Annotated in this window: 17 protein-coding genes and 2 pseudogenes; 7 read left to right on the forward strand and 12 right to left on the reverse strand. The window is 72.0% G+C overall.

Annotated features, from left to right (window positions below; genetic code table 11):
- The first annotated feature begins 350 nt into the window (after positions 1–350).
- Entirely contained in the window at positions 351–1,619 is a 1,269-nt protein-coding gene (metK, locus tag B207_RS0128600) for a methionine adenosyltransferase (protein ID WP_035742761.1), read from the forward strand.
- 19 nt (positions 1,620–1,638) lie between these two features.
- Here metK and metX read toward each other — a convergent pair whose 3' ends face one another.
- Positions 1,639–2,847, reverse strand: a complete 1,209-nt coding sequence (gene metX / locus B207_RS0128605; protein ID WP_018640128.1) for a homoserine O-acetyltransferase MetX — start codon at positions 2,845–2,847, stop codon at positions 1,639–1,641.
- Positions 2,844–4,139, reverse strand: a complete 1,296-nt coding sequence (locus tag B207_RS0128610) for a bifunctional o-acetylhomoserine/o-acetylserine sulfhydrylase (RefSeq protein WP_018640129.1) — start codon at positions 4,137–4,139, stop codon at positions 2,844–2,846. The genes metX and B207_RS0128610 overlap by 4 nt, the downstream gene beginning before the upstream one ends.
- 298 nt (positions 4,140–4,437) lie before the next feature.
- Here B207_RS0128610 and B207_RS0128615 point away from each other — a divergent pair, with 298 nt between their 5' ends.
- The 3 genes from B207_RS0128615 to B207_RS0128625 all read left to right on the forward strand — a co-directional run bounded on the left by B207_RS0128615 (position 4,438) and on the right by B207_RS0128625 (position 10,041).
- Positions 4,438–4,839 carry a 2OG-Fe(II) oxygenase family protein gene (locus B207_RS0128615; RefSeq protein ID WP_230205287.1) on the forward strand — a complete coding sequence of 134 codons (402 nt, stop codon included), beginning with the start codon at positions 4,438–4,440 and terminating at the stop codon, positions 4,837–4,839.
- Between the two features lie 239 nt (positions 4,840–5,078).
- Positions 5,079–6,329: an O-acetylhomoserine aminocarboxypropyltransferase/cysteine synthase family protein gene (locus B207_RS36110; RefSeq protein ID WP_035742767.1), complete on the forward strand. Its 1,251-nt coding sequence runs from the start codon at positions 5,079–5,081 to the stop codon at positions 6,327–6,329.
- A 424-nt stretch (positions 6,330–6,753) separates the two neighbouring features.
- Positions 6,754–10,041: an AAA domain-containing protein gene (locus B207_RS0128625; protein ID WP_018640132.1), complete on the forward strand. Its 3,288-nt coding sequence runs from the start codon at positions 6,754–6,756 to the stop codon at positions 10,039–10,041.
- 75 nt (positions 10,042–10,116) lie between these two features.
- Here B207_RS0128625 and B207_RS36115 read toward each other — a convergent pair.
- Positions 10,117–10,719 (reverse strand): annotated as a pseudogene (locus B207_RS36115) (TauD/TfdA dioxygenase family protein); the annotation flags it as partial.
- A gap of 10 nt (positions 10,720–10,729) precedes the next feature.
- On the opposite strand from B207_RS36115, the gene B207_RS36120 reads away from it, so the two are divergent.
- A complete protein-coding gene (locus tag B207_RS36120) occupies positions 10,730–11,608 on the forward strand; it encodes an aldo/keto reductase (protein ID WP_018640134.1) in 879 nt (292 codons plus the stop codon).
- A gap of 47 nt (positions 11,609–11,655) precedes the next feature.
- Here B207_RS36120 and B207_RS0128640 read toward each other — a convergent pair whose 3' ends face one another.
- Together B207_RS0128640 and B207_RS0128645 are read right to left on the reverse strand one after the other, a co-directional pair.
- Positions 11,656–12,567: an NAD(P)-dependent oxidoreductase gene (locus B207_RS0128640; protein ID WP_154675678.1), complete on the reverse strand. Its 912-nt coding sequence runs from the start codon at positions 12,565–12,567 to the stop codon at positions 11,656–11,658.
- Positions 12,568–12,633: 66 nt separating this feature from the next.
- Positions 12,634–13,398, reverse strand: coding sequence for an SDR family NAD(P)-dependent oxidoreductase (locus B207_RS0128645; protein WP_026311546.1), 765 nt, complete (start codon positions 13,396–13,398; stop codon positions 12,634–12,636).
- 185 nt (positions 13,399–13,583) lie between these two features.
- Here B207_RS0128645 and B207_RS36125 point away from each other — a divergent pair, with 185 nt between their 5' ends.
- The gene (locus B207_RS36125; protein WP_018640137.1) at positions 13,584–14,237 is read left to right on the forward strand and encodes a TetR/AcrR family transcriptional regulator; all 654 of its coding nucleotides are present in this window, start codon (positions 13,584–13,586) and stop codon (positions 14,235–14,237) included.
- A gap of 68 nt (positions 14,238–14,305) precedes the next feature.
- On the opposite strand, the gene B207_RS0128655 is transcribed toward B207_RS36125, so the two are convergent.
- From B207_RS0128655 to B207_RS40260, 3 genes are all read right to left on the reverse strand, one after another.
- Entirely contained in the window at positions 14,306–14,971 is a 666-nt protein-coding gene (locus B207_RS0128655) for a class I SAM-dependent methyltransferase (protein WP_018640138.1), read from the reverse strand.
- Positions 14,972–15,168: 197 nt separating this feature from the next.
- Positions 15,169–15,591, reverse strand: coding sequence for an SSI family serine proteinase inhibitor (locus B207_RS36130; RefSeq protein ID WP_018640139.1), 423 nt, complete (start codon positions 15,589–15,591; stop codon positions 15,169–15,171).
- 419 nt (positions 15,592–16,010) lie between these two features.
- A complete protein-coding gene (locus tag B207_RS40260) occupies positions 16,011–17,786 on the reverse strand; it encodes a serine/threonine-protein kinase (RefSeq protein ID WP_230205288.1) in 1,776 nt (591 codons plus the stop codon).
- Between the two features lie 260 nt (positions 17,787–18,046).
- Between B207_RS40260 and B207_RS43105 the strand changes: the two are divergent.
- Positions 18,047–18,319, forward strand: a pseudogene (locus B207_RS43105) (pyridoxamine 5'-phosphate oxidase family protein); the annotation flags it as partial.
- Positions 18,320–18,387: 68 nt separating this feature from the next.
- On the opposite strand, the gene B207_RS0128675 reads toward B207_RS43105, so the two are convergent.
- The 4 genes from B207_RS0128675 to B207_RS0128690 all read right to left on the reverse strand — a co-directional run bounded on the left by B207_RS0128675 (position 18,388) and on the right by B207_RS0128690 (position 22,736).
- A complete protein-coding gene (locus tag B207_RS0128675) occupies positions 18,388–20,361 on the reverse strand; it encodes a protein kinase family protein (protein ID WP_018640140.1) in 1,974 nt (657 codons plus the stop codon).
- A 67-nt stretch (positions 20,362–20,428) separates the two neighbouring features.
- Positions 20,429–21,154 (reverse strand): hypothetical protein, encoded by a 726-nt coding sequence (locus B207_RS37375; protein WP_018640141.1) that lies wholly within the window; start codon positions 21,152–21,154, stop codon positions 20,429–20,431.
- Positions 21,151–22,023, reverse strand: coding sequence for a vWA domain-containing protein (locus tag B207_RS0128685; RefSeq protein ID WP_018640142.1), 873 nt, complete (start codon positions 22,021–22,023; stop codon positions 21,151–21,153). The genes B207_RS37375 and B207_RS0128685 overlap by 4 nt, the downstream gene beginning before the upstream one ends.
- A gap of 128 nt (positions 22,024–22,151) precedes the next feature.
- On the reverse strand, positions 22,152–22,736 hold the full coding sequence (locus tag B207_RS0128690) for a hypothetical protein (RefSeq protein WP_026311548.1): 585 nt from the start codon (positions 22,734–22,736) through the stop codon (positions 22,152–22,154).
- Between the last annotated feature and the right edge of the window lie 467 nt (positions 22,737–23,203).

Consider the following 23,203-nt stretch of genomic DNA (forward strand, 5'->3'; position numbering starts at 1 on the left):
CATTCCACGTACACCCGGCTGTCGGCCGGCCGGGGAGCACACGTCGGGCAGCCGCACCGCGGGTCGCGGCCGCCCCGTCGGGTTCCGGCCGGGTAGCGTGCCTCCTCACATGCGCGAGCCGGCTGTCCGCAGCCCTGTTCCGTGCCGCGGTTGCGCTGCCCCCTGTGCCCGCCCCCGCGATGCCCCGTACCGGCCCCGCGACGTCCTGCGCCGGTTCCGCGGCGTCCAGCCCCTTCCACCGGTCGCGCCAGTGCGCCGGTGCCGCCGTTCCGCGGCTTCGTCCCCGGTCCGCGGGCAACGGCTCCGCTCCGGCCCCGCCCGCGCCGCCGAGAAACAGAAAGCAGGTCATGATGCCCCGTCGGCTGTTCACCTCCGAATCCGTCACCGAAGGCCACCCGGACAAGCTGGCCGACCAGATCAGCGACGCCCTCCTGGACGCCTACCTGAGCGCCGACCCGACCTCCCGGGTCGCGGTCGAGACGCTGCTGACCACCGGCCACGTGCACGTCGCCGGCGAGGTCACCTCCGCGGCGCTCATCGACGTCACCGCGGTCGTGCGCCGCACGCTGACCGAGATCGGCTACAACGCGGCGACCGGCTTCGACGGGGCGACCGTCGGTGTCCTGGTGTCGATCGGCGCGCAGTCCCCCGACATCGCCCAGGGTGTCGACCACGCCTACGAGGCACGGCGGTCCGCCGCCGGCGGGACGGCCGCCGGCGGGACGGCCGCCGACGACGCGCTCGGCCGGCAGGGCGCGGGCGACCAGGGGATCATGTTCGGCTACGCGACCGACGAGACCCCGGACCTGCTGCCACTGCCGATCACGCTGGCGCACCGGCTCGCCGAGCGGCTCGCCCGGGTCCGCCACGACGGGGTGCTGCCCTACCTGCGCCCGGACGGCAAGACCCAGGTCACCATCGAGTACGACGGCGACCGGCCGGCGCGGCTCGACACCGTGGTCGTCTCCGCCCACCACGCCGCCGGAGTCGACCTCGAGAGCCAGCTGATCCCGGACATCCGCGCCCAGGTCGTCGAACCGGAGCTCAAGCGGCTCGCCGAGGAGAGCCTGGGCCTCGAGGTCGACGGCTACCGGCTGCTCGTGAACCCGACGGGCCGGTTCGAGATCGGCGGCCCGCAGGGTGACGCCGGCCTCACCGGCCGTAAGATCATCATCGACACGTACGGCGGGTACGCCCGGCACGGCGGTGGTGCCTTCTCCGGCAAGGACCCGTCCAAGGTCGACCGCTCGGCGGCCTACGCGCTGCGCTGGGTGGCCAAGAACGTCGTCGCCGCGGGCCTGGCCCGCCGCGCCGAGCTGCAGGTCGCCTACGCGATCGGGAAGGCGGAGCCGGTCGGGTTGTTCGTGGAGACGTTCGGTACCGAGCAGGTACCGGTGGAGCGGATCGAGCGGGCCGTGGACGAGGTGTTCGACCTCCGCCCCGCCGCGATCATCCGGGACCTGGACCTGCTGCGCCCCGTCTACCGGCGGACGGCCGCCTACGGCCACTTCGGCCGTTCGCTGCCCGAGTTCACCTGGGAGCGCACGGACCGCGCCGACGCGCTGCGCGCCACCGCTTCCGCCGCCTCCTCCTCCGCCTCTGCCACCTCCTCCGCCTGACCGTCCCGGGCTGGCCGCTTCAGCTGCCGGCGTCGGCGAGGGCGGCGCGCACGACCTGGCCGACCGCCGCCGTCTCCAGCAGGAAGCCGTCGTGGCCGAACTCGGACGACACCAGGTGCGCCTCGGTGCCCAGGTGCCGGGCGAGTTCGGCCTGCAGCCGCGGCGGGTAGAGCCGGTCGCTGTCGATGCCGGCGATCGTGACCGGGGCCCGGCAGCCGCGCAGGGCTGCCGGGATCCCGCCGCGGCCGCGGCCGACGTCCTGGCTCATCATCGCCGTGGTGAGCGTGACGTAGGTGCCGGCGTCGAAGCGGCTGACCAGTTTCGCCCCCTGGTGCTCCACGTAGGACGCGGCCGCGTAGCGGCCGTCGCCCTGCACGGTGTTGCCGAACCGGTGGGCGAACTCGGCCTCGCTGCGGTAGCTGACCTGGCCCATCTGGCGGGCGAGCGCCAGACCGGTGTGCGGGCCGCCACCAGCCGGCCGGTGGTGGTAGTCCCCGCCCAGCCAGTGCGGGTCGGCGCGGATCACCGCGAGCTGGGTCGTGTAAAGCGCGATCTGCTCGGCGGTCGCCGCCGCGCCGCACGACAGCACAACCGCCCTGGCCACCCGCTCGGGCAGCGCCACCGCCCACTCCAGCGCCCGCATACCGCCCATCGAGCCGCCGACGACCGCCGCCCAGCGGGTGATGCCCAGCGTGTCGGCGAGCAGCGCCTCGGCCCGCACCTGGTCACCGACGGTGATCTCCGGCCACCGGCTGCCCCAGGGCCGCCCGTCGGGGGCCGGCGAGGCCGGTCCGGTGGTCCCCTGGCAGCCCCCGAGGACATTCGGGCAGACGACGAAGAACCGCTCGCTGTCCAGCGGAGCGCCCGGGCCGATCAGGGCATCCCACCAGCCCGCGGTGGGATGGCCCGGCCCGGCCGGGCCATGGACGTGACTGTCCCCGGTGAGCGCGTGCAGCACCAGCACGGCGTTCGACCGGTCCGCGGCGAGACGCCCCCACGTCTCGTAGGCGATCGTCAGGCCGGGCAGCGAGCCGCCTCGTTCCAGCGCCAGCGGGCGGGCCGGGGTGGTGAACCGCCGCAGCCCGACCGGGTCACCGACCCGCCACGCGGCGGAGGCCGGCGGCCCTGCGGCTGCGGGCGCGGGCGGCCCGGGCGCGGGCGTTGCACACGCGGGCGCAGGTAGCTCCGGCGGGATGACGAGCGGGCGGTGCCCGGGCTGCGCGGTCATCCGGCCTTCGCGGCGCGGAACCCGGCGTCGAGGTCGGCGAGGATGTCGTCGATGTGCTCGATGCCCACCGACAGCCGGATCAGGTCCGCGGTCACCCCGGTCGCCGCCTGCTCGGCGTCGGTGAGCTGCGAGTGGGTGGTCGTCGCCGGATGGATGACCAGCGAGCGGACGTCCCCGATGTTCGCGAGGTGGCTGAACAGCTCCAGCCCCTCGACGAACCGGCGGCCCGCCGCCGCGCCACCGGAGATGCCGAACGCCAGCACGGCCCCGGCACCCCGCGGGAGCACCTGCTCCGCTCGTTCGTACCAGGGCGAGCTCGGCAGCTTCGGGTAGGCGACCCAGCTCACCTCGTCCCGGGCCGCCAGCCATTCGGCGACCCGCAGCGCGTTGGCGCTGTGCCGCTCCATCCGCAGCGACAGGGTCTCCAGACCCTGCAGGAAGAGGAACGAGTTCAGCGGCGCCATGGCCGGCCCGAGGTCACGCAGGAGCTGCACCCGCGCCTTGGCGATGTAGCTGCCGTGGCCGAGCGCATCCCAGTAGACCAGGCCGTGGTAGCTCGGATCGGGGGTGGTGAAGTTCGCGAACCGCCCGCTGGCGCCGTAGTCGAACCGGCCGCCGTCGACGATGACCCCGCCGATGGACGTGCCGTGCCCGCCGATGAACTTGGTCGCCGAGTGGACGACGATGTCGGCGCCGTGCTCGAACGGGCGGTACAGGTACGGGGTGGCCAGGGTGTTGTCGACGATCAGCGGCACGCCGGCCTCGTGGGCCACCCCGGCGATCCCCGCGGTGTCGAGAACGTCCAGACGCGGGTTGCCGATCGTCTCGCCGTAGAACGCCCGGGTCTCCGGGCGCACCGCCGCCCGCCAGGCGTCCAGGTCGTCGGGACTGTCGATGAACGACACCCGCACCCCCAGCTTGGGCAGGGTGTAGTGGAACAGGTTGTACGTGCCGCCGTACAGGTTCGCCGAGCTGACGATGTGGTCCCCGGCCTCGGCCAGGTTCAGGATCGCCAGCGTCTCCGCCGCCTGCCCGGACGCCGTCGCGAGCGCCCCGGCCCCGCCTTCGAGGGCGGCGACACGCTGCTCGAAGACGTCCTGCGTCGGGTTCATGATCCGGGTGTAGATGTTGCCGGGTTCCCCCAGCGCGAAGAGCGCCGCCGCGTGGTCGGTGTCGCGGAAGACGAAGCTCGTCGTCTGGTAGATCGGGACGGCGCGCGCCCCGGTCGTCGGATCGGGCTGCGCACCCGCGTGGATCTGCTGCGTCTCGAACGACCAGGTCGGCTCGGTCATGGCGGGGCTCCCCTCGGACACTGCCGGCACGAGACACTGCCGGCACGAGACGTTGCTGGTACGGGATGGTGCTGGTACGGGATGGTGCTCACACGGGCGGCAGCCGGTCAGGCCGTGGCCGCAAGAAGGATGCCCCGCACGGAACGGAATCGCGCGCATACACGCCCGGACCCCTCCGAACGGGCCGTCACACCGGGCAGCGGGCCAGACCGGGGACGACGACGAGCGGCCCGTACGGGTTCCCGCTCCCGGTGACCCGCCGTGCCCGCGGCTGGCCGGGCCGGCAGTGCGGCCGGCGGTGCGGTCAGTCGCTGACGGGCGCGGTGGCTGGATCGACGCGGTGCCACTCGCGGGCGCGTTCGTGGTGAACATCGGCGAGATGTTCGAGTTGGCCACCCAGCGCTACTACCAGGCGACCGTGCACCGGGTGGTGAGCCCACCGAAAGGCCACGAACGCGTGTCCGTGGCGTTCTTCTACGGGCCGGGTCTGTCAGCGACCCTCGAACCCGTGCCTCTGCCCGCCGACCTCCGCGCCCAGCTCCCCGCCAGCGAGGAGCCACCCGACCCCGACAACCCGATCTTCGCGCAGCACGGGACGAACACGCTGAAAAGCTGGCTGCGCAGCCATCCCGCGGTCGCTCGCCGGTACTGTTCCGACCTCGCGGCCGACCTGGCACCGCCCGCCGGATCCGCCCGGTGAGCGAGCAGACCGATGCCGCGACCACGCCCACCCGGCCGCCCGGCGCGAACCCGTCGGCGCACCGGGCCTCGCACCCGACCGACCGGGCCGCGTATCCGCCCGGCCGGGCCGCCGAACCGCCCCCCGTGCCACCCGCCGGGCAGCCCGCCGGGCAGCCCGCCGCGCTCCCGGGTACCGCGGGTGTCACGCCCGCGCAGCGCGGGCCCGCGGTCTCGACATGGTCGTTCGAAACCCGCCAGATCCACGCCGGCACGCAGCCCGATCCGACGACCGGGGCGCGCGCCGTCCCGATCTACCAGAGCGCCTCGTTCGTCTTCGCCGACGCCGAGCAGGCCGCCGGCCTGTTCGCCCTGACCGAGACCGGCTTCACCTACACCCGGGTCGTGAACCCGACCCAGGACGCACTCGAACAGCGCATCGCCGACCTGGAAGGCGGCGTCGCCGCGCTCGCGACCGCCAGCGGGCAGGCCGCGCAGACCCTGGCCCTGCTCAACATCGCCTCGGCCGGCGACCACCTCGTCTCGTCCGCCTCGCTGTACGGCGGCACCTACGCCCTGTTCCGCCACACCTTCGCCGACCTCGGCATCGAGACGACGTTCGTCGACGACCCCGACGACCTGGACGCCTGGCGGGCGGCGGTGCGCCCGAACACCGCCGCGTTCTACGGGGAGACGATCGGCAACCCGCGCGGCAACGTCCTGGACATCGCCGGGATCGCCGCGGTCGGCCACGACGCCGGCATCCCGCTCGTCGTCGACAACACGCTCCCCTCGCCCTACCTCACCCGCCCGCTGGAGCACGGGGCCGACATCGTCGTGCACTCGGCCACGAAGTTCATCGGCGGGCACGGGACGTCCATCGGCGGTGTGATCGTCGACGGCGGCCGGTTCGACTGGGGCAACGGCCGCTACCCCCGCTTCACCCAGCCCGACCCGTCCTACGACGGCCTGGTGTTCCTCGACGTGTTCCCGGAGACCGCGTACATCCTGCGCGCCCGCGCGCGGCTGCTGCGTGACCTGGGCCCGGCGCTGTCGCCGATGAACGCGTTCCTGCTGCTGCAAGGCCTGGAGACACTGTCGCTACGGATGGAGCGGCACTGCGCCAATGCGCTGCGCGTCGCGACCTGGCTGCGGGGCCACGAGGAGGTCACCCGCGTCGCCTACCCCGGCCTGCCCGACAGCCCCTGGCGGGACGCCGCGGCACGGTACCTGCCACGGGGGGCGGGCGCGGTGGTCGCCTTCGGGCTGCGCGACGGCGAGCGCCGCGGCCCGGCCTTCATCGAGGCGCTGCGCCTGCACAGCCACCTGGCGAACATCGGGGACGTCCGCTCGCTCGCGATCCACCCCGCGTCGACGACCCACGCCCAGCTCACCGAGGCCGAACGGGCCGCCAGCGGCGTCCCCGCCGACCTGATCCGGCTCTCCGTGGGCCTCGAGGGCGTCGAGGACATCCTCACCGACCTCGACACCGCGTTCCGCGCGACCCACTGACCCCGCCTGACGGGCCTCACCCTGCAGACTTCCTCGGCCGGACCACCACCTGAACGCAGGATGCACCGCGCGAGATCGCTGCCCCGGTATGCGGGGACAGCTCGCGCTGTGGCCACGGCCGGGCGGAACAGTGGTCCGGGTTCGTCGACGCCGGTTTCGCATTTCGCAGGACCGCGATGGATACCATCCCGCTCGGCGAGACGGCGGCCAAGGCAGATGGTGGCAGATCGCACTACGGCTGGATCACGAGGGCAGTTCCGTTCTCAGTGCTGCCCTTTAGGGCCGTACAACAACGGTCCGAGCGTGACCATAACCCGTGAGGCATGCTGTCGACACTGCTACAGTGCGGAACGGGTGTCCGGGAGAAACGGGCGTCATCTCAGTATGCTCTGGTGGTCGGTTTCCATGTGGGAGGCGGCGGCGGGTGGGGTGGCGTGAAGAGATCGTCGCAGCCCTCGGCGAATGGATTACGGCCGAGGGAGGCGCGGGAAAGCCCGCGCGCTGGCGCCGCCTTGGCAGGGCGGCCCGCACCGGCGGGCCCGGTACCTACGCGCTGGACCTACGCGGCTCCGATATCGGACCCGACCAGCTCGACGCGCTGAAGCTCGCCGGCCCTGAACCTGACTCCCTACGAACGACCGGGTTCGCCGTTTCCGAGGTCACGCAGAACGGCTCGCTGCTCACGCTGAAGGTCGCCGAGTTCGCCGACATCAGCGACCCGTACCTCTGGATGTTGAAGCAACCGCCGACGTTCCTTGTCGAGGCTCTGCGCGACGGGCTTCAGGGGCTGGGCGAGGCGGCTCTGGCGTCCGCGCTGGCCGCCGGATCGATCGGTGGCGAGGCTTCACCGGTGTCTGCTCCGGCGGGTTTCCACCCGGCGCAGGGGGACGCCTACCGAGCATGTCTCGGCACGGGTGTGCGGCTGGTGTGGGGACCGCCGGGCACCGGCAAGACGACCGTCCTCAGCCGTGCCATCTGTGATCTCATCAGCAGGGGTGACCGGGTGCTGCTGGTCTCCGCCACCAACATCGCCGTGGACAACGCCTTGCTGGGCGTGGTCAGGCAGAACCGGCACGCTTCCGGCGACATCGTTCGGGTCGGACCACCGCAGCTGAAGGAGATCGCCGACGACCCCACGGTTTCTCTCCCGCTCATCGTGCGGGAACGCCTCACCGAGACCACCGGGCGCAGCAACAGAATCGAACGTGAACTGGTGGCGATACGCGACCGTGCCGTGGAACTCGCCGCGCTGGGTGCAAGGGCTGTCGGCTTCGACCCCCCGGCCTACTTCGCGGCGCTGAAGCTGCTGCGCACCCCCGGGTTCGACGTCGCCTCCGCCAACACCCGGTCGGATGACGCGGGTTCCCTGCTGGTCGCCGCGATACAGACGCTGGTGCGGGCTGAAGAAGTTCTGGTCAAGGCTCGTCGGGGCGTCACGGCCGTGGAATCCTCGCGCCGGCAGTGGGACGAGGTCGACGAACTGCGCTTGGAGCAGTCCCAATTGCTGGACGCGGCCGGCAGGAGAGACGCCGCGGTGCTACTGAGCACCGACCGCTGTCATCGACTCCGAACCGCACTGGAGGAACTCGAGAACCAGCGCGGCATCGCCCGATGGCGCGCGAAGGATCGCAGGGAACAACTCGTGCAGGACCTGCGTGAGGCCGAAGAGCAGGCCAGCCGAGACAAAGATGATGCCGCAAGCGCTCGCGTCACCGCGCAAACCCGCCACAGCGCTCTCGAGCAACAGGTACGCGGTCTCATCGCTCGCATCCCACAAACCCGCGAACAGATCGGCACACGCCACGCGGAACTCCGCGCGGCGCAGGCGGCCCACCAGAGCGCCGAGCACCAGGTCCGTCGCCTGCGGCGTGAGGCAGACGAACGCGAACAGGAGGCGCGGCGAGCCCGGGATGCGCACGCCCTGACCACACATGCCGAGCGGCGGGGCTGGCCGAGCTGCCACGCCGAGATCGAACGCCTGCAGCCACAAGCTGCCACGGACGCCCGACGGCGGCCCGAACTCGAGAAGCAGTTCGAACAGGTTCAGGAGGAGCACGAGCGACTTGTCCGCAACGCCCAGAAAGAGATCATCGGCTCCGCCAGACTCGTCGCGACCACTCTCGCCAGGTTCCGGACCAACAAGGCTGTCTTCGAGGGCCCCTACGATGTCGTGCTCGTCGACGAAGCAGGAGCGGCGACACTGCCCGAGGTTCTGCTCGCCACCGCGAAGGCTGGCCGCGCCGCAGTGCTACTCGGCGACTTCATGCAGCTCGGGCCGGTCATCCCGCCTGCGCTCAAGGATCTCAAGAGGCCAGACGTCGAACGGTGGCTGCTGCCAGACATCTTCCAGCACTGCGCGATCCGTGACCCGGAGGATGCGAGACGGCATCCGGGCTGCGTGTCTTTGGTCGAACAGCATCGGTTCGGCCCGACGGTCATGCGGCTCGCCAACGAACTGGCCTACGGCGGATCGCTCCAGCACGGACGTCGGGCTCCGGCGCCACGACCGGCCGATGACCCGGAGATCGTCCTCATCGACACCGACGGCCTGCACGAACTTGCACACGTCCACCTCACAGGCCGCAGAAAGGGATGGTGGGCAGCGGGCTCGCTGATCTCCCGCGCGCTGGTCGAGCTGCACCACGAGGGAGGTGAGGAGACAGGTGTCGTCACTCCATACGGTGTGCAGGCCGAAGCCACCCTCGAGGCCCTCCGAGATGTCGAGGTGACCGGCCGCCCGCTGGCCGAGGTCGGTACGACTCACCGCTTCCAGGGGCGGGAGTTCCCCATCGTCATCTTCGACACGGTGGAGGGCGCGGGCAGCCGCGAGCTGTGGATGGCCCGAGCTCGAATGGGAACGGACGAATGGGAACGTGAGGGCGCCCGGCTCTTCAACGTCGCAGTCACCCGAGTCCAGACTCGTCTCTACATCATCGGCAGTGAGGAACGTATTACCGAGGCGAAGCGCGGGACAGCCTTCGCGTACCTGGCCGCGATGATCGGCACGGCTGGCGTACGGCGCCTCCAGGCGAAGCAGCTGATCACCCCGCCGAGCGGAGTCCCCGCTGCCCTCGGTCAGTTCGGTTCCACCCTTGCCGACGTGCTCAGCCGGCATGTGGAGGTCACGGACGTCGACGACGAGCATGCCTTCTTCACCACCTTCGAGGACCAGATCCGCGGCGCCCGCGCCTCGTTGTGGCTGTGGGCACCGTGGGTCGCGAAACGTATCCGCGGCATCCTTCCCCTCCTGGAGGACGCCGCACGGCGTGGAGTCCGGGTTACGGTCTTCATCCGTGACAACTCCGACCAGGTGCAGCGCACCGAAGTGAGTCAGGATCTCATCGCGGATCTGCGAGCCGTGGTGCACACGGTTGTTCCGATCAACGTGATGCACCAGAAGGTCGTGGTGATCGACGAACGGACCGTGATGCTCGGCAGTCTCAACGCGCTCTCGCAGAGCTGGACTCGGGAAGTGATGCTGACGATGAGTGGCGCGCACTTCGCTCGCAAACTGCTGGCGCATCTGAACGCCGAGGATTTTGCGCGGCCACCCCCGTGTGGCAGGTGCGGCGGCACAAGTATAGAAGTCAGGCGCCGCAGCAACGGCATCTGGTTCTGGCGTTGCTACGACACCGTCTGTAAGACGGACCACAAAGGCAGAAGCAACGCCTGGAACCAGAACATTCGACTGGCCAGCGCCCGTTCGCAGTGAGCGGCCGGTTTTCCCTCCGGGATACCAGCGCTGTCGGTGACGAGGAGGACGGAACAGGGGGCCGCAGAGGCGGACTCAGGCCACTGCCTCCTCGCCGACCAGGGTGGTGCGGTGCATCAGGCGGTGGGACTCGGCCGTGTAGGGCTGGGCCCGGTGCAGGATGCCGGTGTTGTCCCAGATGACCAGGTCGCCGTGGTGCCAGTGGTGCCGCAGCGAGAAGCGGGGCTGGGTCGCCCAGACGAGCAGGCGGTCGAGCAGCTCTCGGCTCTCGGCCTCCGACAGGCCGACGACCCGTTCCGCGGTGGCACCGACCAGCAGCGACCTGCGGCCATTGCCGCGGGTCCACACCAGTGGATGCTCCCGGGACGGGACCTTGTCCCACGATGCCCGCATCCTCGGCGAGGCGTCGGGGTGCGCCAGTCGTTGCGTCGCGGCAAAGCTGTGCACCACACGAAGTTCGGCGTACCGCGCCTTCTCCTCGTCGGACAGCCCTTCGTAGGCCGCGTAGAGGTTGGCGAACTCGGTATCGCCGCCCTCGGTCGCGACCTCCAGCGCGGTCAGCAGGGTCGCCTTCTGCGGGACGAGGTCGTTGGCGCCGTCGATGTGCCAGAAGAACGTGCCCGACCGGTAGGCGGCCAGCGCGCTCTGCGCCGGATCGAGAGAGATCGAGGAGACCTCGATCGCGCTGGTGCACCGTTATCTCGACGCGGGCGGTAACTTCCTCGACACTGCGGATGCCTACGGCAGCTCCGAGGACATCATCGGCCGAGCCCTGAAGGGGCGCCGCCACCGCGTGGTCGTCGCGACCAAGGCCGGCCTTCCCGTCGGCCGCGGGCCGCACGACAAGGGCACCGGCCGCCTTCACCTTCGCAGGACCTGCGAGAACAGCCTGCGCCGGCTGCAGACCGACTACCTCGATCTCTACCAGATCCACTTCGACGACCCGACCACCCCGATCACCGAAACCCTCGACACCCTCGACGATCTGGTTCGCGAGGGCAAGGTCCGCTACATCGGCGCGTCCAACTTCCAGGCCTACCGGCTCATGAAGGCACTCGCCACCAGTGACGCCCGCGGCGAGGAACGTTTCGTATCGCTGCAGGGCCAGTACAACCTGATCGTGCGCACCCTGGAGCGTGAGCACCTGGCCCTCCTCGAGGAGGAGGGCCTGGGTCTCATCGCGTGGAGTCCGCTCGCGGCCGGCATGCTCACGGGCAAGATCTCGGCCGGAGCAAAACCGGAAGGCACCCGGCTCGGCCAGCGTGAGGTCGAACTCGACGCGCTGGTCAGGAACGACCGCGGCTTCGCCATCGCCGCCGCCGTGGTGAAAGCCGCCGCCGAACTCGGCTGCACCCCGGCGCAGCTCTCCCTCGCCTGGCAGCGCACCCGCCCGGTCACCGCCACCATCATCGGGGCCCGCACCATGGCCCAGCTCGAGGACAATCTCGCCGCCCTGACCATCGCGGTTCCCGAGGAGATCCTGGCCGAGCTGGACCGCCTCACCGGTCTCCCCGACGAGTACCCCGGCGCCTTTCTCCGGACCATGCACAGCTGGCTCCGCCGCTGACCGGCCCTGCCGCTGACGAACTCCGCCGACGAAGCCTTCCTCGGCGGTCAGTCGGAGGCCGCGTCCTCAGGGGCGACGAACGGGTAGATCGCGGTGAAGTCGGCTCCCGGCCGCTGGTCGGCGAACCTCCGCCACAGGGCCGCCACGGGGCGTCCGACCTCGTCGGGTCCGCCCGCGGCGGCGACCTCGTCGAGATAGAGCCCGACGTCCTTGGCCATCAGGCTGTTGGCGAAGCCTGCGGCGTAGCGGCCGGTCAGAACGTGGTTGGGGAACTTGTCGCTGGTCGCGGAGTTCTGCCCACTGGAGGTGTTCAGCACGTCGAGCATCGTTGTCATCGACAGACCCGCCGCCGTTCCGAAGGCGATCGCCTCGCTCGTCGCGGCGAGCGCGGTGGCGGAGAGGTAGTTGTTCGCGAGCTTCATCGCCTGGGCCAGGCCGGGCCGGTCACCGACCTGGATACGGCGGTCGGAAAGGCCCGCCAGCACCGGCACGGCCCGGGCGCAGCTGGCCTCGTCGCCTGAGTACATCACCGTGAGAGTCCTGGCCCGGGCGCCTGCGACCCCGCCGGAGACCGGTGCGTCGACGAGGCTCATGCCGGCGGTCTCGAGGAGTGCCGCGTTGTTTCGCGCGTGGACGACGCCGATCGTCGAGGTCTCCACGACCGTCAGGGCCGTCCGCGCGACGGTGCCGACGATCTCGCCGACCACCTGTGCTGACGCGAGGCCGTCCGGAAGGCTCAGGACGACCGTGGCACTCGCGGCGGCGACAGCGCCCACCGAGGCCGCGAAGCTGGCACCGGCCGGTGCGCGGTCAGCTCCGGCGAGGTCGTGGCAGACGACCACGTGACCGGCCTCGACCAGGTTGCGGGCGAGGACACTGCCCATGCTGCCGAGACCGATGAAGCCGACCGCGCTGGTCACCGCCGGGTCAGCCGCTCGTGGCGGGCGCTGCTCAGACATCACCGTGACTCCATTCGTGCGCTGGTCGGGATGCCACGCCGGGTGCCGCCTGCGCGGCCGGGCCGGTCAGGTGTTGCGGCCGCCGTTCACGCCGATGATCTGGCCCGTCACGTAGCCGGCCTCGTCGGAGACGAGGAACGAGCAGGCGGCGGCGATGTCCTCCGGCCGGCCCGCGCGCCCGACCGGGGTCCGGGAGATCGCCTCGTCGATGCCGCCGGGGCCGAACCGCCCCTTGCCCTCGTTGCGACGGGTCATCGGGGTGTCGATGAAGCCCGGCGGAATGGTGTTGACGGTGATCCCGGCGGGGCCGAACTCGAGTGCCAGCGACTTGGTCAGGCCGACCATACCGGACTTGGAGGAGACGTAGTGCGCCATGTACGGCTGCCCGCTGTGCGTGCTGGACGACGAGATGTTCACGATCCGCCCCCAGCCCGCCTCGATCATGTCGGGAAGCACGAGCTGACAGCAGTGGAACGTACCGGTGAGGTTGATGGCGAGCAGCTCGTTCCACGACTCGGGCGAGATGTCGAGGAACCGGCGGAAGCCCTCCTTCCCGGCGTTGTTGACCAGAACCGTGATCGGGCCGAAGGTCTCGCGCACCCGCCGAAGGCCCGTGTCGATCTGGTCACGGGAGGCCACATCGACACCGACCGCGATCGCCGCACCGCCATCGCCGCGGATCTTCGCGGCGGCCGACTCGGCCGCGGCCGCATCGAGATCGAAAAGACCGACCGCGATGCCGTCGAGAGCGAGGCGCTGCGCGATTCCCAGCCCGATACCGGATGCCGAGCCGGTGACCACGGCCACTTTCTCCTCAGGGCTCTCGGCCATGGCAATCCCTTCGGGGACGGTCAACGTGATGTGCACTGCATACCGATGCGACAGTCGCGCGGAACGCCGGAAGTATACTGCGATGTTTACTTTTGGTCAATGCTTAGAAGAGGATTCAGGCTGCCCGCGCGCCGGTGTGCGGGCTCCGGCACGGGCGGATTCAGCCGGTGCGAGAATCGAGGACCATGACGCAACCCGCGCGGGCCGGCCGACCGACCCGGACCGGGTCGGCCGAACTCGAACAACGGCTGCGCCGGGCCGCCTTCGAGGTCTTCTGCGACCGCGGCTTCGAAGCCGCCTCCATGGAGGAGATCGCCCGCGCCGCGAACATCACCAAGCGCACTCTCTACGCGAAGTATCCAGACAAGCGCGCACTGTTCACGAAGATTCTTCCCTGGGCGATGTCGTCGCTGCAATGGGATCCGCCACTCGTGGCGGCGCCCGAGGGCGACCTCCGTGGCGAGCTCATGATGATCGCCCAGGCGGCGGTCGCCCGGGCCGTGGATCCCGCGATCGCGCAGCTGATCCGGATGGCCATGAGCGAGGCGCGCCGCTTCCCCGAGTTCGCGCGGGCGGCTCACTCGATGGCCTGGTCGCCGCGGCTGCGTTCGGTCGTCGAACTCCTCGATCGGCACGCGCGGGCCGGCACCATCGTCGTGGATGACCCAGAGCTCGCCGCCGAGCAGTTCCTCGCGATGGTCGCGGGTTTTCCGTCCATCCTCGCCGTGTTCGACCTGCGGCGCGGCACCGATGTCGAGCAGCGTCACATCGAGCACGCGGTCGAGCTGTTCCTCTCCGGCGTCGAGCCGCGGCCTGAGCGGGCGCCAGGCAGGGACTGACGGACTGGAGAACGCTGACAGGCTGGAGAACCTGGTTCTCTCCGGGGCGACCACTGGTCAGGCCCGGCCTATCGGGTCGATGGGGCAGCACCCGGCCGGCAGGCCAGCAGCTGTGCCTGCCGACCTCGCTCCTCGCCCGTCGGTGCCCGCACCAGCTGTGCGACCTCGACCAGCCCTGCCTGCCTCGCCAGCCGGGCGAGGTCGTCAGGCGGCCAGCGGTAGGCGGGCGCCACCCGATGGTCGTAGGCCTGCACCCCGGCCGCGGATTCGTCGGCGGCCGGGAAGCCGAGCAGCAGATGGCCGCCTGGTGCGAGGACCCGGTGGATCTCGGCGAGGACGGCGAGGATGTCGGCGGGCGGGGTATGGATGAGCGAGTACCGGCAGAGGACGCCGCCGAGCGTCTGGTCCGGCAGGTCCAGCGCGGTCATCGAGCCCACCTCGAACCGCAGCTCCGGGTGGGAGCGTCGCGCCAGGGAGACCATCTCGGCCGACAGGTCGAGACCGAACACCTCCAGCCCCGACCTGTGCAGACAGGCCGCGGCGTAGCCCGGCCCGCAGCCGAGGTCCGCCACCGGGCCGCCGCGTTCGCGCACGATGTCCGCGAACGCGACCAGCAACGCGCGCTCCAGCGGCTGGCGATCGAGAACGTCGGCGAAAAGCTCGGTGTAGAGCCCGGCCACGCCGTCGTAGGCCGCCGCGACGCCGGCCAGATAACTCGGGAAAGGCTCAGCCATGGCCGATCACCCTATTATCCAGCCAGGCGCACGCCGATCGAGGGCTGGCTGACCGCGCGAAGACGCATCCGGGAAGACCGCACCGACCACCTCGTCCAGTTCGCCGAGGCCAGCCGCGCCTGACAGCCGAGCAGTCACCAGCCACCAGCCACGGCCGCGGGAGCCACCGTTGCCGGTCACGCCGAGGCCGGTTGTCGTCAGAAGACCGGGTTGGTCTCCGCGTACAGCAGGCAGCTGTTGCCGAAGGTCTTTGTCCAGTGGACGGCCTTCTTCCCCCAGCGGCCGTCGGCCGTCGCCGTCACCGGGTCATAGATGAACGGACAGAGCACGGCGGGATCTATCGGGAGTCTGTCGAAGTCGCCGCCCGCCTTCGCGATGGCCGCGCAGGCCTGAACCGGGTTCGGATGGCTCGTCGCGGCGTTCGGCGGGCAGATCAGAACAACCGGCTTGCCCTGGTAGGGCTTTTCTCCCGCCGAGACGGTGAGAATGAACGCGCCACGTACGGGGCCGGGCCCCGCGTACGCGGACGCGGACGCGGGTGCAACGGCGACGACGGCGATCGCGGCCGCGAACGCGAAGGCCGCCCACCTGGCCGCAAATCGGGCCGTAAATTTTGACACAGACAACAGAAACCTCCGAAATCGGAATTTTTTTCTCCCCGAAGGGGGAACTTCTCACCACGCCGGATGTCTGGAAAGTGACGATGGGTTGAACAGAGAAAGGACTGGAACCGCGCGGGGCGACCAAACACCGACGTCAATCGCCGGGATATCGCCACACAAGCTAGAGCAGCGCTCGACGAGCGTCAAGGGTCGTATACGTTCAGTCAACACCGCGGTCGACGAGCACCATTACGCTGGAACGCCTACGCCGCGCAGGGAAGGCGCCAGACACGAATCCGACCATCGGTTCCGCGGCCGCGGGCCTCGGTTCCGAGTACCGCGCGCTGGCGTGGGCGCGTGACCACCCGCGGTGGTTGGATCGGTTGCATGATCCGCGCGGTGCTGCCCGCCCGGCGCGCGCCCGCGCCGCCTGGGTACTAACGCCCGCGCCGCCGGGACAGGTCGGGCAGCGTCACGGGCAGCGGCATGGTCGGCGCCTCGACGACGGCCGCCGTCGCCGCCGTGCAGCCGGCGGCGCGCGAGGAGCGGCCGGCGGACGGAGCCTGCCCGGCAGGGGCGGCATGAGCGGCGACGGCCCGCAGCGCGGTGCGGTCAAGCGGGCAGGTCTGCTCCCCCGCACCGGACGCCCCCCACCCACCGGCTCCGCCGAGGACGGCCAGGTCGTCCAGCCCGACCTGTACGTCAGGCAGCGCCGGGCGCCACCCGGCGAGGATCTCGCCGATCTCGACCCGGGGCAGATCCACGTCCAGGACTGGGCCTGGGCCGGTGCCGTTGCGGGCGAGGCGCACGGGGCGGTGCCGGGGTGCGGGAGCGGCGGGAACCGTGGCGGTGACCGGCTGCTCCGCCAGGGCCGTCAGCTGCTCGGGGGTCGGGGGGAGCTGCGGGGGGATCTCCACGCCGTTGCGCCCACGGTCGCCGCGGTCGGCGGGCGGCGTCATGGCGGCGGCGGCCCCGTCAGCGACGTCCTGCCACAGGTCGTTCGGGCCCGCGGCGGGACCGGAACGTGCCATTCCGAGGGCGTCGCCGAGGACGTCGCCCGGGCCGCCGACACCCATTCCGGCCGCGGCGGCGACGATCGCGACGACTCCGGCGGCCGGGACCAGCCGGCGCCCCACCACCGCGGAGCGGCGCCGCCGGGAGGACAGCGGCGGGGCGGGGACATCCGTTTCGCCCGGGATGGCCGTGGCGCCCGTGGCGCCCGTGGCCCTGCGGGTGGCGGCGACGTCCAGGAACTCCAGGGCGGGCTCGCGGTGGCGGGCGCTGCCCGACCGCATCCGGCCGGTGCCCGTGCCGGCCGGCGCACGCACGCTGCCCGCCGGGTCGGCGTCCGGTTCGGCGTCCACATCCAGGCCGGGGTCGGGGTCGGCCGCCAGGTCAAGACCGTCGGGAGCGGTACCGGAGGCCAGCCAGCGCAGGAGGGCCGCCGCGTCGGGCCGGCGCTCCGGGCTCGTCCGCAGCGCCGTGGTGACCGCGGGGCGCAGGTCGGGCGGGACTCCGTCGATGTCCGCGTCGCCGCGGACCGTGCGCAGGACGAGGGCCTGCAGCGGCCCGTCGCCGAACGGGGCGCGGCCGGAGGCCGCGTACGCGACCGTCAGCGCCCAGCAGTAGACGTCCGCCGCGGGGCCCGGGCGGACGTCGCCCGAGATCAGTTCCGGGGCCATGTAGCCGACACTGCCCAGCACCACGCCGGACGCCGTCATCGTCCCGGGCAGGCCGGCGGCGATACCGAAGTCGATGACCTTCGGGCCGTCGCCGGCGAGGATGACGTTGCTGGGCTTGAGGTCGCGGTGCACGACGTCGGCGTCGTGGATCGCACGCAGCGCCTCGGCGAGACCGGTCGCCAGCGTGCGCAGGGCGTCCGGCGACGTCGGCCCGTCGTCGGCGACGGCGCGCAGCAGGGTCGGTCCGTGCACGTACTCGGTGGCGATCCACGGCGGGTCGCCGTCGGGCTCGGCGGCGAGCAGGCGGGCGACCCGCGGGCTGTCGATCGCCGCGATCGCGGCGGCCTCGCGGGTGAACCGGCGGCGGAACCCCTCGTCGTCCAGGAACTCGTCCCGCAGCACCTTGACGGCGCCCTGCCGGCCACCGGAGTCGACCCCCAGGTAGACGACGCCCATCCCGCCGCTGCCGAGACGGGCCGCCAGCCGGTACGGGCCGACGACGAGCGGGTCACCGGCCCGCAGTGGCTTCACCGGCACCAGCTCCGCCGACGGCCAGCATCCTGCGCCTGTGTGTCGGACGGGTACACGGTCACCACCGGATCGTCGTGAGTCGGACAGGTCGCTCGACGGACCCGCCCGCCGCGGGATGACCGCGGGGGCCGGCGCCTCCACAGCTAGATACGCGGTGACCGGCCGGCTACCCGCGTACCACCTCGGATCACTTCCGGGCCGGCTCCGGATCACCTCCGGATCGCCTCGGGTGCAGCCGTTCGCGGGCTCGTACTTCCCTCATGGGACAGGTCCATGAGTGCATCGACGGCCGGCTCCGGGCGTTCGTCGAGGCGCAGAAGATGTTCTTCGTCGCGTCCGCGCCACTGGCGGGAGACGCCCGGATCAACGTCTCGCCGAAGGGCCGGGACGGTTCGCTCACCGTGCTCGACGAGCGGACGGTGGCCTACCTGGACTTCGGGGGCAGCCACGCGGAGACCATCGCGCACCTGCGTGAGAACGGGCGGATCACGCTCATGTGGTGCGCCTTCGACGGGCCACCGAAGATCGATCGACGGGCTGCCCGCGCTCCCCCTCCCCCTGCCGCCCCGGCCCCACCCGGCGCGCTGACCGCCACGACGCGTCAGCTCCACCCGGGCCAGCGCCCGGGCTTCGGCCCGGCCGGGCCCGGAACGGGCGGCGGCAGCCGGCGGCGAGGCGGCAGCACCGGGCCCGAGCCGTAGGCCGCCCGGGTCGCGGGGGCCGCGGGCACCGATCCGGGACGGTTCAGCAGGCTCTCGGCCTCCCGCTCGGTCAACACCCGCAGGAGGCTGCCGCGGCGCAGCTCGATGCGCGGTGAGCGCGGCGCCCGGGCGGTCCGGGTCAGATCAGCGCTCGACGCGGCGCGGCTCCCAGCCTGCGCACGGCTCCCGCCCTCGGCGCCGCTGCCACCCTCGGCGCCGCTGCCAGCCGGGCCGCTGCTGCCAGCCGGAGCGCGGCTGCCGGCGGAACCCATGCCCATGCCCATGCCGGGCGGGATCCAGCCTCCGTACTCGTCCGCCAGGTCACCCCGGTCGTCGACCACGATCTGGCCCACCATCCGGACCCAGACGCCCGCGAGAGCGGCAAGGTCGCCGTGGCTGGCGGTGAGTTCTCGACTGACCCGGTCCCAGGCGATGACCTTGAGGCTGCCACCGCGCGGATTGCCGAAGTCGAGGATGGTCACCGTCCCCGTCCGGCGGACCTGGCGCACGCCCTGGATCCTCCCGACGACCATCACCTCCTCCGCGCGGCGGGCGAGCAGCCCCGCGCGGTCCCGCGCGGACAGCACCGTCGGCGCGGGGACGACCACCGGTGCCGGACGCAGCGGCCGGGTGCGCAGATACCGCGCCGCGGACACGGTGCTGACGACCCCCACCGCACCCGCGGCCGGCCCGGCGGCAGCGGGTACCGCCGGCATGGCCGGTGCTGCCGGCATGGCCGGTGCTGCCGGTGCGGCCGGTGCTGCCGGTGGGCCGGGGACGCCACGCGGACGCGGCACAGCATGCGGACGCGCCACGCCAGGCGGCCGCGGGGCAGCAGGCGCGCGCGGGAGGCCGTGCGGGAGGCCGTGCGGCCCGAGTACCGGAGGCGGGGCGGGTGGGCCCTGCCAGGCGGGCGGGACACCCGGCGCCCGGCCAGGACTGCCGTGCCAGCCACCGGCCCGGCCACCAGCACCAGCACCAGCACCTTCGTAGTGGACGTGGGCCTCGGCGTCGAGGATCGCGGCGGCGTCGGCGTAGTCGACCAGGCAGGCGTCCCGGAGCCGGCGGGCGGCGGCGGCGACGCCGGGCATCTGTTCGAGCCGGGCGAACAGTGCGGAGGCGGACGGGTCGGCGAAGTCGGCGGCGGAGAGGAGGAGGTTCTCGCCGGTGTTGAACTCGCGCCACAGGTACGGGTCGCGGGCGAGCGCGGCGAGCGACACCGCGATCACCTCCTGGGCGAAGCGGTCGAGCGTGACGTCGTACTGGTTCGAGCGGTCCGGATGCTGGTAGTTGCGATGGCCGCGTTCGGAGGCGCCGAGGGAGCCCAGCGCGGGCAGGTACATCCCGTCGTAGTCGACGAGCCGGATGGACGCGTCCGGCAGGACGAGGATGTTGCCGTGCTGCAGGTCGCCGTGGGCGGCCCCGCGGCGGCGCAGTTCCGCCACGGCGGTGTTCAGGCTGAGCCGGGCGCGGTCGAGCCGGGACGGGCGGTCCAGGTTCTCCTGCACCCAGTCGTCGAGGCGGGCGCCGTCGATCCACTCCATCCGCACGATGGGCCAGGCCCGGTCGCGGACCCGGATGCCGGCGGGCAGGTAGTCGACGCCGACGAGGAAGTCGAGGGAGGCGGAGCGGACGAAGTCGGCGATGCAGGCGTAGCGCAGCTCGAGGTTGTCGCTGTGCCGGTGGAAGCACCGCACCGCGTACCGCCGGCCGGCCCGGCTGACGTCGAAGGTCAGCGCGAAGCCGCCGGTGGCGACCGCGGGCATGCCGAGCGGGGTGAGTCTCGGCACGCTCTCACGCAGCCGCTCGTCGAGGAACGCCAGCCGCGGGATCTGGACGGCCTGCTGGTAGTCGAGAAGGGTGGGCAGCTTCATGCACGTCCCTCGCGCCGTTGCGGGGAGCCGGCAGGGGCCGGGGAAACCACGTGGTGCGGACGGGGGCTCACGTCTGGACCACGCAGATCGTCGTGTCGTCGTTGGCGAGGCAGCCATGGTGCCGGTAGGCGTCCACGGCTCGGGCGAAGCGCGCGGCGGAGTGGGCGAGCCAGCCGGGCGACGGCATCCGCCCGCGGGCCTCGACGGCGCGCAGCAGGAACTGTGCCAGCGCATCGGTGGCGAGAACGAACACGTCCCCCGGCCGGTAGGCGCCGCCGAGGACAACCGGCTCCGGACGGGACGGGCCGCGGCTGCCGACCAGCTGGGCGAAGCGGCTGAAGTCCGTGGAGTGCTCCACGGGCCCGGCCGCGCAGGTCCTGCCCGCGCTGACGTGGAACACGCACGAGTCACCGACGCAGGTGGCCGCCCACAGCTGGTTCCCGACGTCGACCGTGAGACCCAGGAAGGAGGCGTCCGCGCCGAGCTGGAGCTTGGCCCGGGCGTACCAGGGCAGGCCGGGACGGTTCACCTCGGCCCACCACCGCTCCCGTAGGCCGGGCAGCACCTCGGCGGCGAGCGGGTCGACCGCGTCCCGGACGAACGCGTCGACCAGCAGCCGGCTCCACACCTCGGGCCGGGCCGAGGTGGAGGCGCCGTCCGCGACCGCGAACCGGCCTCGTTCCGGGCAGGTGGCGCAGCGGTCCTCGTTCTCCTCGGCGCCACGGCCGAGCTTCGTGACCGTGCGGGACGTCGCGGTGAGGGCCACCGCGACCGCCGTGGACCGCGATGTCATCCGCCCGACCGCGGCCCGACGCTCAGGTCCCGCAGGCCGGTCGGGGTGACCGCCCGGGTGCCGATGTCGAGGAACTCGATCAGGGCGGTGACGTCGGCGTTGTAGAGGAAGCCCTTGGACGCCGCGTCCGCCGGGTAGCCGAGGCTGTCCGCCGCCGCCACCATCGTGGGCGGCAGGTGGCTGGACATGTCGAACAGCACCCGTGCGAACTCGTCGGGCAGCTCGTCGCGGTCGTGCGGGAAGGTCACGGCGCGCCGCGCGGTCGCGGACAGGTGGGCGTTGAACAGCAGGGCCTCACCATCGGCCGTGCCGGCTGCCCTTACCTGCGCGGCGGCCTCCCGGGGATCGCCGTCCGTGCTCTGCCCGTCGGTGACGTTGACGACGATCGGCGGGAAGCTGGCGGGGTGCTGGCGGCACCAGCCGTCGGCGATCCAGGCGGCGACCCGCAGGGCCTCGACCATCGGCGTCCAGCCGTCGGCTACCGGGTCGACCCAGGCCGGGATCGGGGTCTGGATCTCGACCAGGCCACCGGCGCCGTCGGGGACCCTGCGCAGCACGTGGTCGACGCGGTTCGGATTCAGCGCGACCTCGCTGATAGGCAACAGCGGTCGACTCACGCTGGAACCATACAGGACCGGCGCGACACCCCGGCCATAGCCCAGAATTCCTACCTCGAAATAGTCGTAGACACGATCGTCACCTTTGCTGCACAGCAGGACCGCGTTACCGAGGAGCCGGTTGACGGCGAGCGCGAGCTGGTCGGCCTTGCTCATGGTCCCGCCGGCCCAGGTCTCGGACATCGACGTCGAATGATCGATGACGAGCAGCAGACATGCCGGCTGCCGGCGATTGATCTCGGCGGAGTACATACCCTTATCGTTCCATATCGCGCGGGCATTCCGACGTTCCGGCCACAGCAGACCGCGCTGTCGGGGTGACCAGACAACACCTTTTGATGAATCCACCTCGTTATGCGGATCCGGACTGCCCGGACGTATCAGCCGGGCGGCCGGTGGCGCCCGCGCGGAGCGGCGAGCGCGGGCAGCTGCCCGTCCCGGGTGGCCAGTCTGCGCCGCAGGTCCAGCGGGGCCAGGTCGTCGCGGTTCGTCCGGCCGCAGCGGGGGCACGTCTGCTGGCCGAGCGGGAGCAGGACGCCGCAGCCACCGTCCCCGGCTCCGCAGCGGCGCCAGTCGTTGCCCACCTCGATCCGCGAATGCGCCTCGACGCGGCGCCCGGTGCCGCCCAGGCCCAGTGCCCGCACCAGCCGCCGCGCCGAGGCTCCCGGCCGGGAGCTCCGCGCGGCCGCCTCCCGCCCGCCATCGGCATCGCCCCCGTCGCCCCCGCCGCCCTTCTCGCCCCCGTCGCCGTCCGTCCCGGTTCCGGCCCTCGCCGGGCCGGCGGTACCCGTGGCGGCCGGTGCGGGCGCAGGGGGTTCGGGGGTCGGGGGTTCAGGTGTCGGGGGTTCAGGTGTCGGGGGTTCAGGTGTGGAGGAGCCGGGCGTGGGGCGCGGGGGGCCGGCGGCCGGGGCCGCGCGAGGCGCGTCGCCGCCCGCCGCGACGTCCCGCGGGGTGATCTCTCGCATGCGCGTCCTCACTCCTCGCCTCGGGCGGAAAGCGACACTACGGACCGGTCAGGAAATCGACAATCCATCGGTGCCAACCAATAGCCCGAACGGCGCACGACGGCAAGGGTGGATGTGTCTCCCACCACCCGGCGAATGACCGAGGACCTGCCCACGGCGGGACGGAGGACCACCACCATCCCCGTTCCGCCTAGCCTGAAGGCGCCATCCCGGTTTTGAGTGCACAACTGCTCTGGGGCAGGATTCTCAGGGAACCGACTGGCCGGCTGTGCCACCGCGGGGCGGGGTACGTCCGGAACGGAACCGGCGCGCCCCGATATCGCGCCGACAGACCCGGGAGCACCCGGGAGAACAGCCTCCCGGCGCGGGTCCGCCCGTACGCCGGCACATTCTTCGGCCAGCAGAGATTTCCCGACCGGGCATTTCCCGGCCGGCCGGGAACCGCAGAGGGAACCGAACACGGGAAC

Origin of the sequence: Parafrankia elaeagni (assembly GCF_000374165.1) — a bacterium.
In the GTDB taxonomy this organism is placed as follows: domain Bacteria; phylum Actinomycetota; class Actinomycetes; order Frankiales; family Frankiaceae; genus Parafrankia; species Parafrankia elaeagni.

What these genes read in the sequence shown, in the direction of transcription:
- metK (WP_035742761.1), top strand. Translation starts at nt 351, where the DNA reads ATGCCCCGTCGGCTGTTCACCTCCGAATCCGTCACCGAAGGCCACCCG.
- metX (WP_018640128.1), bottom strand. Translation starts at nt 2,847, where the DNA reads ATGACCGCGCAGCCCGGGCACCGCCCGCTCGTCATCCCGCCGGAGCTA.
- B207_RS0128610 (WP_018640129.1), bottom strand. Translation starts at nt 4,139, where the DNA reads ATGACCGAGCCGACCTGGTCGTTCGAGACGCAGCAGATCCACGCGGGT.
- B207_RS0128640 (WP_154675678.1), bottom strand. Translation starts at nt 12,567, where the DNA reads ATGTCTGAGCAGCGCCCGCCACGAGCGGCTGACCCGGCGGTGACCAGC.
- B207_RS0128645 (WP_026311546.1), bottom strand. Translation starts at nt 13,398, where the DNA reads ATGGCCGAGAGCCCTGAGGAGAAAGTGGCCGTGGTCACCGGCTCGGCA.
- B207_RS36125 (WP_018640137.1), top strand. Translation starts at nt 13,584, where the DNA reads ATGACGCAACCCGCGCGGGCCGGCCGACCGACCCGGACCGGGTCGGCC.
- B207_RS0128655 (WP_018640138.1), bottom strand. Translation starts at nt 14,971, where the DNA reads ATGGCTGAGCCTTTCCCGAGTTATCTGGCCGGCGTCGCGGCGGCCTAC.
- B207_RS0128675 (WP_018640140.1), bottom strand. Translation starts at nt 20,361, where the DNA reads ATGAAGCTGCCCACCCTTCTCGACTACCAGCAGGCCGTCCAGATCCCG.
- B207_RS37375 (WP_018640141.1), bottom strand. Translation starts at nt 21,154, where the DNA reads ATGACATCGCGGTCCACGGCGGTCGCGGTGGCCCTCACCGCGACGTCC.
- B207_RS0128685 (WP_018640142.1), bottom strand. Translation starts at nt 22,023, where the DNA reads ATGTACTCCGCCGAGATCAATCGCCGGCAGCCGGCATGTCTGCTGCTC.
- B207_RS0128690 (WP_026311548.1), bottom strand. Translation starts at nt 22,736, where the DNA reads ATGCGAGAGATCACCCCGCGGGACGTCGCGGCGGGCGGCGACGCGCCT.